Source organism: Paenibacillus sp. MAHUQ-63 (assembly GCF_028765165.1).
Classification (GTDB): domain Bacteria; phylum Bacillota; class Bacilli; order Paenibacillales; family NBRC-103111; genus Paenibacillus_E.
Genome location: NZ_JARADB010000007.1, coordinates 57,299 through 71,836, shown reverse-complemented (window position 1 = coordinate 71,836; position 14,538 = coordinate 57,299). Strand labels below are relative to the sequence as shown.

The 14,538-nt window shown below is 47.7% G+C and carries 10 protein-coding genes; 1 reads left to right on the top strand and 9 read right to left on the bottom strand.

Features of this window, described 5'->3' with window-relative positions:
- Positions 1 to 113: 113 nt before the first annotated feature.
- From PUT07_RS29405 to PUT07_RS29385, 5 genes are all read right to left on the bottom strand, one after another.
- A complete protein-coding gene (locus tag PUT07_RS29405) occupies positions 114 to 1,700 on the bottom strand; it encodes a response regulator transcription factor (protein WP_274472343.1) in 1,587 nt (528 codons plus the stop codon).
- Positions 1,697 to 3,421, bottom strand: coding sequence for a cache domain-containing sensor histidine kinase (locus PUT07_RS29400; RefSeq protein ID WP_274472342.1), 1,725 nt, complete (start codon positions 3,419 to 3,421; stop codon positions 1,697 to 1,699). The genes PUT07_RS29405 and PUT07_RS29400 overlap by 4 nt, the downstream gene beginning before the upstream one ends.
- 141 nt (positions 3,422 to 3,562) lie before the next feature.
- A complete protein-coding gene (locus tag PUT07_RS29395; protein ID WP_274472341.1) occupies positions 3,563 to 5,152 on the bottom strand; it encodes an extracellular solute-binding protein in 1,590 nt (529 codons plus the stop codon).
- Between the two features lie 127 nt (positions 5,153 to 5,279).
- Positions 5,280 to 6,143: a carbohydrate ABC transporter permease gene (locus tag PUT07_RS29390; RefSeq protein ID WP_274472340.1), complete on the bottom strand. Its 864-nt coding sequence runs from the start codon at positions 6,141 to 6,143 to the stop codon at positions 5,280 to 5,282.
- Positions 6,144 to 6,155: 12 nt separating this feature from the next.
- The gene (locus PUT07_RS29385) at positions 6,156 to 7,079 is read right to left on the bottom strand and encodes an ABC transporter permease (RefSeq protein ID WP_379240991.1); all 924 of its coding nucleotides are present in this window, start codon (positions 7,077 to 7,079) and stop codon (positions 6,156 to 6,158) included.
- A 657-nt stretch (positions 7,080 to 7,736) separates the two neighbouring features.
- Here PUT07_RS29385 and PUT07_RS29380 point away from each other — a divergent pair.
- Positions 7,737 to 8,483, top strand: a complete 747-nt coding sequence (locus PUT07_RS29380; protein ID WP_274472338.1) for a YheC/YheD family protein — start codon at positions 7,737 to 7,739, stop codon at positions 8,481 to 8,483.
- A gap of 33 nt (positions 8,484 to 8,516) precedes the next feature.
- On the opposite strand, the gene PUT07_RS29375 is transcribed toward PUT07_RS29380, so the two are convergent.
- Genes PUT07_RS29375 through PUT07_RS29360 form a run of 4 tightly spaced genes read right to left on the bottom strand, consistent with a single transcriptional unit; the run spans position 8,517 to position 14,455 of the window.
- Entirely contained in the window at positions 8,517 to 11,003 is a 2,487-nt protein-coding gene (locus PUT07_RS29375; RefSeq protein ID WP_274472337.1) for an energy-coupling factor transporter ATPase, read from the bottom strand.
- Positions 10,973 to 11,866, bottom strand: coding sequence for an energy-coupling factor transporter transmembrane component T (locus tag PUT07_RS29370; protein WP_274472336.1), 894 nt, complete (start codon positions 11,864 to 11,866; stop codon positions 10,973 to 10,975). The genes PUT07_RS29375 and PUT07_RS29370 overlap by 31 nt, the downstream gene beginning before the upstream one ends.
- The gene (locus PUT07_RS29365) at positions 11,863 to 12,798 is read right to left on the bottom strand and encodes a DUF4430 domain-containing protein (protein ID WP_274472335.1); all 936 of its coding nucleotides are present in this window, start codon (positions 12,796 to 12,798) and stop codon (positions 11,863 to 11,865) included. The genes PUT07_RS29370 and PUT07_RS29365 overlap by 4 nt, the downstream gene beginning before the upstream one ends.
- A 13-nt stretch (positions 12,799 to 12,811) precedes the next feature.
- A complete protein-coding gene (locus PUT07_RS29360; RefSeq protein WP_274472334.1) occupies positions 12,812 to 14,455 on the bottom strand; it encodes an S-layer homology domain-containing protein in 1,644 nt (547 codons plus the stop codon).
- Between the last annotated feature and the right edge of the window lie 83 nt (positions 14,456 to 14,538).

Sequence of the window (14,538 nt, the reverse complement as noted above, 5' to 3'; positions counted from 1 at the left end):
TAGCCGCAGGCCGATGAGCTTGTTCGAGATTTATGGGCATTGATTTAAAATTTTTCGAAAACAAAGAAGACCCATGAATACGTTCATGGGCCTTGCATTTCAACCGTTTGAGGTTAAGTAAACCATCGTTTCCTATACTTCTGCGGAGACTCTCCTATGAACTGTTTAAATAACGTTATAAAATAACGCTCATTATAAATGCCAATGGCATCTCCCAGCTCCTGATTGGAATAATCCCTCTTCTTCAGCATCTCCGCAGCGAGTTCAACCTTGCGTTGATTAATATAGTCAACTAAGCTTACGGACTCTTCTTTTTTGAAAAGTCCGCTGAAGTAAGCGGGAGTCAAGTTCACATGCTCGGCAACCTCGCCCAATGAAATACGTTCCGTGATATGGAGGGCAATGAACTCTTTCGCCTTCACAATTTCAGGCTTTCTCGAATGTTTAGCGGCTGCGGCAAAACCATTCTCCAGATAGCCCAATAGAAACTCCCACTGTTTGTTGAAGCTCTGTGATTTTATCGTGTCAACCTGAATCAGCGGAGCGGTTCTATGTTGATCTTGCAGTCTTCGCCGAATCGATTCCAGCAGATGGAGAACGATCGGAATCATCTGTGTTCTCGGAATTTTGTGATGATCAACCCAGCTTTTCATATCACGCAGCCTAGTCAATAAAAGCTCATGTTGAGATCCCGATTGCAGATGCTGCATAAAATCCTGAATTTTAACGTGCAGCTCATCTACATTTCGTGCCTCGTAGCGAATCCGGTGGAGTGGCGTTAAGATAGCTCCTTTATCCTTATAATAAACATCTTCAAAAATGTCCGCTGCTTCTTTGTAGACTTTGGGCAGCTGCTCCCACCCCTTGGCAATGCCGCTAAAGCCGATTGAAACGGAGAACTTTAAATAATTGCGCATATTGGCAATAAGCTCATTGCCTAACGTCAAGCAGCGCTGGTTATTTTCACTATCGCTGTACATATGAGGCCATGTAAGAATACCGAACAGGCGATCTTCCGCAATCTCGCTACAAAACCCTTGGGTATGACTCTGAATCGTTTCCTCGGCAATGTTCATCATCGCGAATCTGATCAGGCTCTTATCCGCTTGGCTCAAATGTGAAACATGTTCAATCGAATCCAGTTCAATCACAAAACCATTGTAGAAACTCGGTATGAAATGAAATTGCAGGTCCTTCGCCAAAACCTCCATGCGGGATGGATGTAACTCCCCCCCGATAATCTCCTTAAGAATTTGTTTCCTAATACGGTACATATGCTCCCTATGGGTCTGCTGCAGCCTTCGCTTCATTTCAAACTCCACGATGCGGTATGACGTTTTCTCGAGCGCCTTGAGGATCGCCTCTTCATCCATCGGGACCTTGTTCACGTACTCTTGCACTTCAAGATGGAGAGCGCTTCTTGCATATTCGAATTTGGCGTATGCCGTCAGAATGATATAGAACGTCGAAGGCAGCCTCTCTTTCAACGATTGAATCATCATGATGCCGTCCATGCCTGGCATGACGATATCCGTTACGACGATATCCGGTTGCAGCTGCAAAGCGAGCTGTATGCCTTCTTGCCCCGAATAGGCATGTCCGATCAGATCGAAACGGTCGTCATGTTTGGTGAAAAACAACTTCAGCCGCTCCACAATCAACTCTTCGTCTTCCACAATGATGCATCGGATTTTTCTCATAAATGATCTTCCCTTTCTCTCGTCAAGTATGGGAAAACAGCTCTGACGCAGGTTCCTTTGTTCGGGGCGCTGCTTATCGTTAATCCATAGGCTGATCCGTGATGAAGCTGAATTCGCTGGTGGATGTTTAATAGTCCAATCCGTTTGCGTCTATCGCCGCCTCGGCTAACGCCTGCATGCAAGAGGCTGCTTGTCTGCTCCTCCGTCATACCGACACCATGATCGATCACTTCGATCACGGCAACGTTCTCCTCTCGGTAAGCTTGAATGATGACTTCACCGGCGATTCGGCCTCCCTGGTAGCCATGAAAGAGGCTGTTCTCGACGATCGGCTGCAGCAGCATACGGAAAACAAGCTGATCCATCAGAGGCTCCTCAATCTGCTCGACAAGTTCGAAATATTGGTTATTCCGCACATTCTGAATTTCAATATAATCTCGAATGTTGTTGAGTTCCTCTCTTAAAGTAACCTGAACCGCCGCGTCAGCAACACCGTACTCCAAGATGGCGATCAACGAGCGTATAACAGGGTCTACCTTCTCATAACGCCCCAAGCTGACCGCATTGCTAATCGAACCTAATGTATTGTACAGGAAGTGCGGATTAATCTGGGATTGCAGCATTTGAATCTCAAGCAATCGTTGAAGCTCCTTATTTTCCTTCAAATTCTCAATCAAGTCGGAAATTTGATCGACCATTTGATCGAAGGAGCCAGACAAAATGCCGAATTCGTCCTTCCTGTTCATGTTAACTCTTTCCTGCAAATTGCCATGCTTGATTAGATTGATTTTGTTCAGCAGCTGACTCATTGGCTTTCGGATATATCTGGTAATGACTAAAGCAATCATCAAACTAAGGATAAACCCAATCGCAATCAGAACGTACAGATAATCCGTAATTTTCTTCAATGATCGAGTCAGGAATTGTTCAGAGTTAATCGACACGATGGTCCAATTAAATCGCGAGGTCAGTCTTTTGATCATGGTGATCGGATGTTCCGATGAATTGCGGACGACAATCGTGCTTTCATTCGATTGCGCGATTTCCTCCGAGGTGAGCCCCCCGAAATGGAACGAACTGGTTTCAGGCTGCAAGATGCCTCCATGACCCGGCTTGCCGGCTATGATCTTGCCCTTCTCATCCAGAATAACGATATTGATGGACTCTTCGCGATTTATTTTCAATAGGGTTTGTTCAAATGAACTCAGATCGATATCCAGTGCTGCCACGATAGAAGGTCTGCTATTCGGTATATATTTGGCCATCGTGATCGTCCAACCTGAGAACGAGGAGTGATACGGACCTATTACAATCATGCTATAGGGGGACTGCGCCGCCAATTCATAGATGCGGTTCCTGTCCGGTGGCAGCTCCTTGAGCACTTTGGAAGGGATATTGCCTCCCACAATCGACATATCTTCTTTGATCACGTATACATCGGACACATAGTTGCTATTGATTTCATAAAGCTGACTAACCCGCGATTCGAGCGATTCCATATCCATTTCATTCGGATTGGAAGAGCTTACGGAGAACAGAATGGTATTCAACGTTGCGGAAGTCAGGGATACGTACTGATCAACCTTGGACAGCATTTGACTAATGTAATAATAATCGTTATCTCGAATTTGATTCTTAATAAATTGATAAGAGAGTTGACTGATGAGCAACACGCTGCCCAGAACAAAAATAAAACAAAGGAGGAACAACTTGACCGTCATGCTGCTATACCGAAAGATAAAGCCTCCCCCTCCTACGCTTAATTTAAGGTTATCATAAAAGCTAAGTGGCTATATGGGTAGGCGATGGCAGTTGAAAAAAGACCCGGGTGTTCAGGTCTTTTTTCAACTGCCATCGCTATGTTACTTAATAATTCCTGCTTCTTGGAGCTGCTTGGTCGTAAGCTCCTTGAACTTGCCAAGCTCAAATTTCGAATTCAATGTGTTGACATAAGAATCCCAATTGCTTAACGGTTCTTTACCGGTCATAAACTTCAATACCATTTCATTTACATATTTTTTGCGGTCATTGTATAAAGGATCTGCCGGGTCTGCTACGACATACGGTGTAATTTTGTTTGGTTGGATATACTTCAAATTATTTTGCCGAAACTCTGCCGTTTGCGGATTCAAAAAGTTGAAAAATATCGGGTCATCCACCCGACGAGGCATGAAATAGTTGGTGATCCATAATGTTTTGTTGGTAACATCCGGACTTACATTAAGCCTCTTTGCTTTGCCATCCACCAGATCCCATTGGGTCCCTTTCAGTCCGTAGGCGACATAAGGATACAGTTCTTTATCCGTGTACCAGTAGTTCAGAAAATCCAGAATGCGCGTTAACTTCGCTGGATCTTTCGCAGCCACTTTGGAAATCAGCCAGGAATTATTTTGGAAGGCTTCATATCCGGCCGTTTGATCCCCCCTCGGACCTTTCGGAGGAGCCATCACTGTCCACTCCGGCACTTCGCCGCCTACTTCCTTCATCTTTGCTTGACCGCTAGGCTCCATACGACGCAGGTCGTTTAGAACGATTCCGCCCTTGCCTTTGAACATTTTGGCATCCCGCGAAGCCGATTCATTCATAGATACCCAGTCCGGATCAACGACTTTGGCTTCTATGATTTTATTAATAAATGTCAATGCTTCCTTAAGTCTTGGATCTTCGCTGCCAATAATAAGTTTGCCATCCGAATATTGAGTGTCGCTTGGTGTGATGCCGAACATGAGCATGATGGAATCCCAGCCTTGGTTCCCGATGCTGCCGTCTTTCCCGACGCCTCCAATAAACCCATACGTATCATCCTTGCCATTGCCATCAGGATCTTTGAAAGTAAAGGCCTTCATGACCTCAAGCAATTCATCCGGGTTTGTCGGCTGTTTGAGACCCAGCTTCTTGAGCCAGTCATTGCGAATCCACCAAGCCTGAAATCCGCTTGCTACATCATAAGCCGGTATCCCAAATGTTTTCCCTTTATTTTTCACAGCATCCCATTGGGTAGCAGAAAATCGGTTTCGCAATTCAGGATACGCCTTCAAAGGCTCGTCCATATCCAGTGCAATGCCTTGATTGTAATACTGAATGGCATCCTGCCGATTGGACATAAACATTAAATCAGGGATGTCGCCGGATGAAATTAAGGTATTCAGTTTGGCCGCACTCTGATCCCCTGGAACAATCATATACTGCAAATCGATATTCACGGCCTTCTCGAGCATTTGGCGAATCGGGTCTTCTTCGCGCGGGGGCATGGCTGCGCCGGGGTTGAACGCTCCGGAGTTGAAAACGGTAAGTTTCATTTGTTTGGCGAAACGATTGTCATTCGGCGCCGGGCTCCCTGCACCGGGAGATGGCGAAGGCGTGAGGGTTTGGCCGGAACTGCAAGCCGATAAAAGCAGGCCGAGCGCAACAATTCCGCACAACAGTTTAACGGCATTTTTTGTCTGTTTCATAGCATCTTCCCCTTAAATGATAAATTATCGAAGCATTCGCTTTGAATACATCCATCATATTTATTCCATATCATCCGGTTGTTCAAATTATTATGACATCTCTCCGTGATTTTACGATCTCGTCCGATTAGCCTTTGATTGAGCCGAGCAGCACTCCCTTTGTGAAATGCCTTTGAATAAACGGATATACACAAAGAATCGGCACCGTGGATACGACGACGGCAGCCATCTGAACGGCTACCATGCTGACAGGCAGATCCGTAGACAAAGGATCATTTTGTGCAGCCTGAAGGTTCAGCAGGATGCTGCGCAAAACAACCTGAAGCGGCATCAGTTTATTGTCATTCAAGTACATGACCGCATCGAAATAGCTATTCCAGTGGCTTACTGCATAGTACAGGCCAATCGTCGCCAAGATGGGAAGAGAAAGAGGCAGAATGATTTTCCATAACAAAGTCATTTCCCCGGCACCATCCACCTTGGCTGACTCTTCGATCTCAACAGGCATTTGCTCGAAGAAGCCTTTCACAATAACCAGATTAAACGCACTTATTAAACCAGGAATAATCAGCACCCAAATATTATTAATTAAGCCTAGCGATTTCACCAAAATATAGCTTGGTATTAATCCGCCGCCGAACAACATGGTAAACACGACATACAGTAAGAACACGCTTCTTCCGGGTAAAAGCTTCTTAGAGAGCGCGTAAGCCGTGATGACGGTAAAGAAAAGATTGAAAGCTGTTCCTACGAAGGTTCGAAACAACGTAATTTTGTAAGCCTGGCCAATACCAAAAGAATCAAACACAGTTTTGTACGCCGTCCAAGTAAAGGTCTCGGGAATCAGGACAATTCCTCTTCGCATCACTTCTTCTTCCGACGTTAAAGAAACGCTGACCACATAAATAAAGGGGAATACACAGAGCAGTGCAATAACCGCCAGTAACAAATATACAACGCCTATTCCCAGTTGCGATTTGGATGTATACATCGTCAGTCCCCCTTACCAGATTTGTCCGTCGAATTTTTTGGCCAATTGGTTTGCGGAAATAACCAGAATCAATCCAATGACGGATTTAAACAAACCTACAGCGGTAGCAAGCCCTATTTGCATGCGTTCAATACCTTCTCGGTATACCCACGTATCGATGATATCGGCATTTTCCTGATTGAACATGTTAGACATCATAAAGATCTGGTCAAACCCGGCATCCAGAATATGACTGAGCCTAATGATTAACAGTAAAATTATGACGTTGCGTATTCCCGGCAAAGTAACGTGCCATAGCTGTCTCCACTTGGAAGCGCCGTCGATTTTGGCTGCTTCGTATAAGCTTGGATCAATGCCGGCTAGTGCCGCCAAATAAAGAATGGCTCCCCAGCCGATCTCTTTCCAGATATCGGAGGTGACTATCAGCGGTCTGATCCATGAAGGCTCTGTTAGAAAAGCAATTGGAGCCATTCCCAGTTCCTTCATAATTAAGTTAACAAATCCCTCTCCCGGAGCTAACAAGGCCACCATGAGGCCATAAACAATGACCCAAGATATAAAGTGCGGTAAATACGTTAGCGTTTGAACGGTATTTTTGAACCAAGATACGCTTACCTCATTGAGAAGCAGCGCTAAAATAATCGGGGCGGAAAACCCAAAAAGCAGCTTGTAAAACGAAATCAGGATGGTATTGCCTATAATGTCATAGAAATAAACGCCATGTATAAACTTCTCGAAGTGGTGCAAGCCAACCCAGGGACTGTCCCAGAAACCTAATGCTAAGTTATAGTCTTTAAATGCAACCAGAATACCCAGCATCGGAACATACTTGAAAACCGTAAAATATATCAATCCGGGCAGCAGTAATAAATAAATATACTTATATCTTGCCAGCTTGCGTTGGAGTGACAGGAGGCTATTCGAACCCAGTTGCATAGAGGCTTGCTGCTTGGTCGCTTGTTGGTTGTTCATGGTCCTTTTCCCTTTCCTTTCGAGAGTCTGCCGATAAGGCGCTGTATGGTGCTCCTTTGCTCCTATCATGCACTCATTATATCCCTCCCCCCGTATGCCGCTTGTTTGATATCTTTGCGAATCGTTTCATTATTTTACGTTTCGAGTTCCATAGGAGATGAAAAAGCCCCGAGACATAAGTCTCAGGGCTATGGGTTGTTTGGGTGCTATGCGTGCCAAGCGCTCTGAAATCGCTTGGATGCCACCCTTCGCTGACTTACCTCCCCCGCCGGGCGTTATGCTGAACCTCCCGCCAGGCAATATGCTGGACGTTTCCCCCCCGCTGGGCGATAACTGGAAAAACTCCCGTTATTCCGCCACCTAATTCACTTACAGAAGGAATAACGGGAATCCCTCCAGTTAAAATCAGCACTAGCTGCCCTTATGCGGCACTTTTTGTGAAATTAGCGGGAGAATTTCCAGTTGTCACTGCAGCGCGAGGGCGATTTCGATATTTTAAAAGGAGAAATTCCAGTTACGCCTACTTGTACTATCAGGGCCGCCACAGTCTGCTCAAGCCTGTACCCCCCATCAACCTGCTGCATATACTACCACGATACGAATGTGCGGGAGGTTGATCGTATGAGTGTGAGTGTAAAAAAGGTGAAATACAAGATGGGGAAATTAGGCAAACACAATTTCATGAAAAAATATAGCCACATCGCTCCATTACTGCCGGATACGGCAGCAGCGACTAAATCCAATATTTTGCGGATGATACGGAAGTATGATTCCCTTTACTTGAAGCCGGATGAGGGCACCGGAGGCCATGGCATTTATAAAATAACGAAAACGGATCACGGCTTCCTACTAAGAGGGGGGACAGCCTCAAGGAGCTTCGCCTCATTCGATGATTTGTATCGTTCCCTTCAAAATTTCATCTATAAAACCAAGTATGTTGTTCAACAAGGGATCGACCTAGCCAAACATAACGGCCGTTCTTTTGATATAAGAGTGATGGTCCAAAGAAATAGAAGCCGCCAGCTCGTTACGACCGGCATCATCGGACGCCTGGCTAAACCGGGCAAGGTTGTGACCAATTTTCACAGCGGGGGCACTCCGCTTCCCATTGAAACTTTACTCCAATCCCACCTAAGCGGAGATGAGCGCATAGACTTTATCAAAAAAATCGAATCTCTGGGCAGAGAAGCAAGTATGGTCCTAAGGGAAAGTTACCGAGGAAAAAAAGCCTTCGGTGTTGATATAGCCATTGATTCAACGATGAAGCCCTGGATACTGGAAATTAATACGGGACCGGATATGAGCATTTTTAACACGCTGAAAGATAAAACGATGTATCGCAGAATCTTGCGGTATGCCAAGTTATGATTGTGAGAGGCGACCGGTCCAGCTGCCTGAACATCATCTCTCCATCAGCCCGTACTTCTCCTTTATTCGATCCAGCTTGGAAAGCATAGGTTTAGCGATCAAATATAAGAAAATCACCGTAGAAACAGCATGGATCAAATCAAATGGAATCCCTTGCAGGTAGGCAAGGAGCAGCATTTCCTTCGTAGGATGGGCCGACGACATCAGAACAGCTGCCGGATTCATCAGCCCTCCGTAGATGAAGAATGTCGCTAACCCGCCGAATGTGCAGAGGGCCGCCTTATTTCTGCTCAGAATACCTTTCTTGAACAGCACGCCGGCCAAAAAGCCGATAATCCCGAAGGCAAACATTTGCCACGGAGTCCAAGGGCCTTGACCGAAAAAGAAATTAGAAACGAATCCTGTGACCACCCCGACGAGAAACCCGGCTTCTCCGCCGAAGCAGACCCCTGCAATAATGACCATGGCCACAACCGGTTTGAACTGCGGAACCATGAAAAATGCCGCTCTTCCGGCTACCGCAATGGCGCACAGGACGGCTATGAGGATCAGTTCTCTCGCCTGGGGTTTCCGGGCTTCAAAGATCATGACAAATGGCAGCAAAGTTTCCAGAATAACAAGCAGGCTGATAAAATAATACTTCCGGTCGTTTAAGTAATAGATACCGAACCAAATGGTGAGCGGGATGATCAGTAAAATGAGAAAGGACGCAACCACTGTTCTCTGGGATAGCTTCCTTTGGCCTACAGGCGTTTGAAACGGTTCATCTATGCCCTTATCCCCCTCAGCCGCAGATCTCTTGCCTGACCCTGATTTCTTCTTCATTTCCTTCATACGATTAGGGGGATCCGGAACGGTCCCGCCCAAGGCGTTAATCACATCTTCCACCGTTACCGCACTTGGAATCAGGTGTCTTGCCATTCGGCTTGCCGCCGTCGTGTAGAAGCTGTTGCCTGTGAAAAATTCCTTTGGCGTGCCTTCGGATACCACCTTGCCGTCAAAAAACATCGCGCATGTATCCGCATAGGAGGCACAGAACTCCACATCGTGACTCACCATAATGATGGTCGTTCCTGCGTGCTTGAGGCTCTTCAACATTTCGCCAAGCTTACGTTTATATTCATTGTCCAATCCCTTCGTAGGCTCATCCAGCAGCAGAATGTCAGGCTCCGTCAACAAGATCTTCGCAAGTGCGGCTCTCTGCTGTTCACCGCCGGAAAGGTCGTAGGGATGTCTTCCTAATAAATCGCCTAGCTCGCACAGGTCAGTGACTTGTGCGATTCTTCGTTGCTGCTCCTCTTTGTCGATCGTTAAGCCCGAGAACATGTCTCTAAGATCCGCTTCAACTGTTTTACTCACGAAAAGGGTTTGCGGATTCTGCGGCAGAACTCCGAGCAGGCCGCCGTATTTCTCATGGTCGGTTAGATCTTGAATGTTTCGGCCGGCTATCTTGATCTCGCCTCTGTACGGCTTCTTCAGGCCGGAGATCAAGCTTAACGCCGTCGTCTTGCCGGCCCCGTTCCCCCCTAGAATGGCGTATATGTCACCCGGCATAACCGAGAAAGTCAACCCTTTCACAATATCGGAGGATTCTTTCTCATATCTGAACCAAGTCTCTTTCAGCTCAACAGCCGCTTCACCCATTAGATTCCGTGGTGTATCCGGCACATCTGCCCGCTTTCGAATCATAGGAGCCAGTGCATTCAACCATTGACGTCCTTCCCGAACCGTAAGCGGGCATTCCATTTCGTTAGCGACATGCGCATAAATACGCATAGGCGCAGGCATCGCGAAGAACATCGCATCCATGCTTTCCTTCAAGGCTCTGCCAACGTTCCTTGGCGTATCGAAGGCAATGATTTTACCGCTGTCCATAACGGCAATCTTATCGGAAACAGGCAATACTTCTTCCAAGCGATGCTCGGAAAGGATGATGGTTGTTCCTAATTCCCGGTTAATCTTCACCAGCGTATTCAGGAAATCTGCTGCGGCTATTGGATCGAGTTGACTCGTCGGTTCGTCCAAAATTAAAACGGAAGGCTGCATGGCCATTACCGATGCCAAATTCAACAGCTGCTTCTGCCCCCCCGAAAGCTCGAGAACGGATTGGTGAAACCAGGTCTGTATCCCGAAGAAGTTAGCCATCTCGGCCACCTTCAGCCTAATCGCAGAGGTGCTGTAACCCAGGCTTTCCAGCCCGAAGGCCAGCTCATGCCAAACTTTATCCGTCACAATTTGATTGTCGGGCGACTGAAGGACATATCCGATTCGGGATGCCTGCGTCCTTGCGTCGATGGTCTCGAGCTCTCTGCCTTCAAAGAACAGCGTGCCGCTCCTTCGGCCATGAGGGGTTAACACGGTTTTGAAATGGCGCAGCAAGGTCGACTTCCCGCAGCCGGACTTCCCGCATATCGTAATAAACTCGCCTTGTTGAATCTTCAAAGAAATATGATCGAGCACAAGCTTACCGCTGTTCGGATAAGAAAAGGTTAAATTTTCGATTGCATAAGCAGCTTCCATTTCCTATCCTCCCACAAGTTCATAATCAAAGGAATTGCACACATCAGCGCATATGAGAATAATGTACTAACGGTGAGAAGGGACATGTCATGACCTTTCATCGACGGGAAATACCGGAAATACAAGGTTCCGCGCATCGCATTTAAGATGCAATACCCGCCGCAAACACCCAAGGCACACAGAGCCCGTCGGTCACGGCGGTCGAACGTATAATTGGAATATGCCGTTCTTCCCTTCAGTCCGTATCCACGGCTCCTCATCGAATCCGACGTTTCAATCGCATTCTCTAACATCCAGGTGGTCATGATCGACAGGATTCGGACCCCATGCCGGATTCGTGCAATCACACCGCCGTTCGACATATCTCTGCCAATGCATTTCTGCGCATCCGACACCCTTTGGAACTGAGCCTTGAATGAGGGAACGAAGCGCAGCACCATTGAGAAAATTAATGACATGGCAGGGAGGAGCTTGCCGAACAGATAGATGAACTTATCCGAAGTCATCACGGCATTGTAACAGGAAAACCAACTGATAACCGTGATCAGCATTGCAGCCGAAGCCGCCCCATACGCAATGGATTCCAACGTAAGCGGGTTCCCGTTATCCAAATAGGTCAGAATCGTAACGCCTTCGTGATTAAACGCCGGGTTCATGAGTGCTGTGACAATTAACATGGGCAGCATCACGAGCAAATGAAACCGAATCGCCCTGCGGCCGTTCAAATAGATCGCGTAGGCCAAAGATAAAAAGAGAGAAATCAGCAGGCATGCCGGATGCAAAAAAAACATCGAACAAGCAAGGACCATAGCAAAATAAAGAAAGTTAACGAGAGGATGGTAGCTGGAGAAGGCATCTTTCATTGTTTCGTTGCTCCCATAGCATTGTTGGTGTCGCCAACGTCGCGCCCCAAGTCACATGTATAGACCCATTCAATGACATCCCCCTCTTTCAGCGAATAGCGGCTGCTTCCGTAATTGGGAAACCATCCGTTCACTTTATACATCCAACCCGAGAGCTCTCCGGCATCAAATTCATACAGATTGTTAATCCCCTCGATATAAGCGGAATTGTAGATGGGCGTATTCACAAACTCCATATGAATCTTATTCTTCTTCATTTCCCTTTGCAGCACATTAAACACGGATTCGCCTTCGTAGAAAGTAACCTTGGTGGCTGGGAAGATAATCCCATCCTTCGGTACCAGCTCCACCTTTTCCTTATCCAGCAGCTTCATGTTATTCAGAATCGTCAAGCAGGTAACGGATAGGGTTGCCGTCATAGCCTTGTCTGTCATTGTCACGTTCTGAGGTTCGACAGGCAGCGGCTTGCCAGAAGGAACGGGCTCTGTCAGGTATTGATCTTTACCTGACTTGGGATCAATGACTTGCTCTTGCTTGGCGGCAGATTGACTTGCAGCAGGCGCGGGCGTCTCTTTGGGCGATTCGATACCGGTATTTTCAGCCGCTGTGCCCTGATCCGGTACCGGCGTATGCGCAGGAGCCGTCTCCGCCGGCTTAACCGTACTCATCGGCTGTTCCGTTGCCGGTTGGGCTGCCGAAGCTGCGGCAGTAGAAGCTTCCGGCTGTACACCCGATCGGTCCGGGACTGCCGGGCTGCCGCTTCCCGCTCCCTGTGGCGATATCGGGCTCTCCGGCTGTACGGGAGCCTCCGTTGTATGTGCAGGCAAACTCCCGGAATGATTCGGCTGCGGCGGCCCCATAAACAGGTAGCTGGCCACAAGCACGAGTACGATGACGATTGCCGAAAATAGTGTTGTTTTCGTTATTTTCATGCCATCACCCGTTTCACAAAAGTTTGGATGCCTTTAGCAAACGGTACAGCATCTCTGACACTTCGCTGCGTGTTACAGCCGCTTCAGGTTCTATTTCTATCATCTCTTGCGATAGAAGATGTTCGCGGTAAGCAAACGCCAGGCTTGCTCTCGCCCATTCCGCCGTCGTCGTGTAGTCCGTAAACGGCGCGAGCATATCCCTTATTTCGGCGCCCTGCAAATCCGTATCCATTCCGCATAACTTGGCGGCATTGGCTGCCATAACCGCCGCTTCCTGCCGGGTAATCGTTCGTTCAGGAGCAAACGTATCCTCCGATATCCCCTGAATAATACCGTACGTATACGCAGTGGCTACATACGGTGCATACCAGCTATCTTCAGGGACATCTTGAAACACATGCTCAGCCTTAGGCGTAAGGCCTAAGCTTCTCGTTACTATGGCGGCAAATTCAGCCCTTGTCATCGTCCGATCAGGTGCAAATAGCCGGTCAGAGAGGCCATTAATGATATTTCTGGCTGCCATCGCCTCGATGGATGTCTGATTGGCATGGCCCTGAATATCAGAGAATGTCCTGCCGGGACTGACGATGACGCTCGGCGTAACATCTTTATGTTTATGGGGTAATCCTCCGCCCTCCGGCTTGGCGCTTGCTTGGTCCGGATCCGTCTGGGAACCTTGGGTTACATCTGCCATGTTGTACAGGGTTGTCTGTCCCGCACTTCCTCTTTGTACATTGACCAAGGCGTAAAATGCCTGCTCCGTCGACATCAGATTCTCACCGCTGCCGTCAGCCGAATGCAAGAAGCCGCGACCTTCCCGATAATAACTTAACAGGTTGTCGACAAGGCTGCGGCCTTGCTTAACGAATCTGCCGTCTTCCGGGTCGATGCCAAGCTCGCATAAGGCCATGAGCACTTGTGCCGTGCTTTCTGAATTGCCTACGTCCATACTCGAGTAGCCCCCTGCGTTATTCTGCATGTCGGACAGTGCTTCAATGGCTCTGCCGGTTGCTGCTTGGACCTTCTCAAGCTTCTGATACTTGGCCAGCGCCTGCAGCGCCATTCCGGTCACATCAGGGTCGGCATGCGTACCCGACAAAGCAAAGCCCCCGTCGGCCAGCTGTCTGGCCAAAATTTCGTTGATATACATCTCTCTGGTCGCCTGCGTCTTCGCGTTCTTATTCGCAGGTATGGCATAATTCCCGGAATCCAAAGCAAGTAAGGCAAAAATCGGACCGTTAATGCCCTGCCACAAGGTTCTTTCATAATCCCCTAATGGCTCAATCAGGTTATAGCCCGCTACGTCGGTCGGATCTTCGCCGATCGCGGTTAAAGCTAGAATCACTCTCGAATATTCCGTATATTTCTTATCATCCAGAACGCCGTCATGCTCCTTGACATACTCTTCTACAACCTTGTAATAATTGCCATAATAGTTTGACGGTACGGAATATCCTGACCGGGCAAGCCCTAGGATTACCCATTCGCCGCCTATAGAGCCTACCTGCGGTTCTGAAACGGTCTTTACCAAATAAGCCGCTGTGTCGGAAACGGCTGCGGATACATCGGTTTGACTCGCTGCAAGAACCTGTGCCGAACCGCTTAAACAAAGGCAGAGAATAAGCAGTAGCGCTGTAAACCTCTTCATACGTCTCATTAGTTCTTCCTCCCGCTGTTTCCTATAAAAGATCGGAGAAGGAGCAGAATGTGTTCTGCTCCTTCTCCATGAATTCATTTCGG

Coding starts and splice junctions, on each gene's coding strand:
- PUT07_RS29360 (WP_274472334.1), bottom strand. CDS start 14,455: ATGAGACGTATGAAGAGGTTTACAGCGCTACTGCTTATTCTCTGCCTT.
- PUT07_RS29395 (WP_274472341.1), bottom strand. CDS start 5,152: ATGAAACAGACAAAAAATGCCGTTAAACTGTTGTGCGGAATTGTTGCG.
- PUT07_RS29375 (WP_274472337.1), bottom strand. CDS start 11,003: ATGGAAGCTGCTTATGCAATCGAAAATTTAACCTTTTCTTATCCGAAC.
- PUT07_RS29390 (WP_274472340.1), bottom strand. CDS start 6,143: ATGTATACATCCAAATCGCAACTGGGAATAGGCGTTGTATATTTGTTA.
- PUT07_RS29370 (WP_274472336.1), bottom strand. CDS start 11,866: ATGAAAGATGCCTTCTCCAGCTACCATCCTCTCGTTAACTTTCTTTAT.
- PUT07_RS29400 (WP_274472342.1), bottom strand. CDS start 3,421: ATGACGGTCAAGTTGTTCCTCCTTTGTTTTATTTTTGTTCTGGGCAGC.
- PUT07_RS29385 (WP_379240991.1), bottom strand. CDS start 7,079: ATGCAACTGGGTTCGAATAGCCTCCTGTCACTCCAACGCAAGCTGGCA.
- PUT07_RS29365 (WP_274472335.1), bottom strand. CDS start 12,798: ATGAAAATAACGAAAACAACACTATTTTCGGCAATCGTCATCGTACTC.
- PUT07_RS29405 (WP_274472343.1), bottom strand. CDS start 1,700: ATGAGAAAAATCCGATGCATCATTGTGGAAGACGAAGAGTTGATTGTG.
- PUT07_RS29380 (WP_274472338.1), top strand. CDS start 7,737: ATGAGTGTGAGTGTAAAAAAGGTGAAATACAAGATGGGGAAATTAGGC.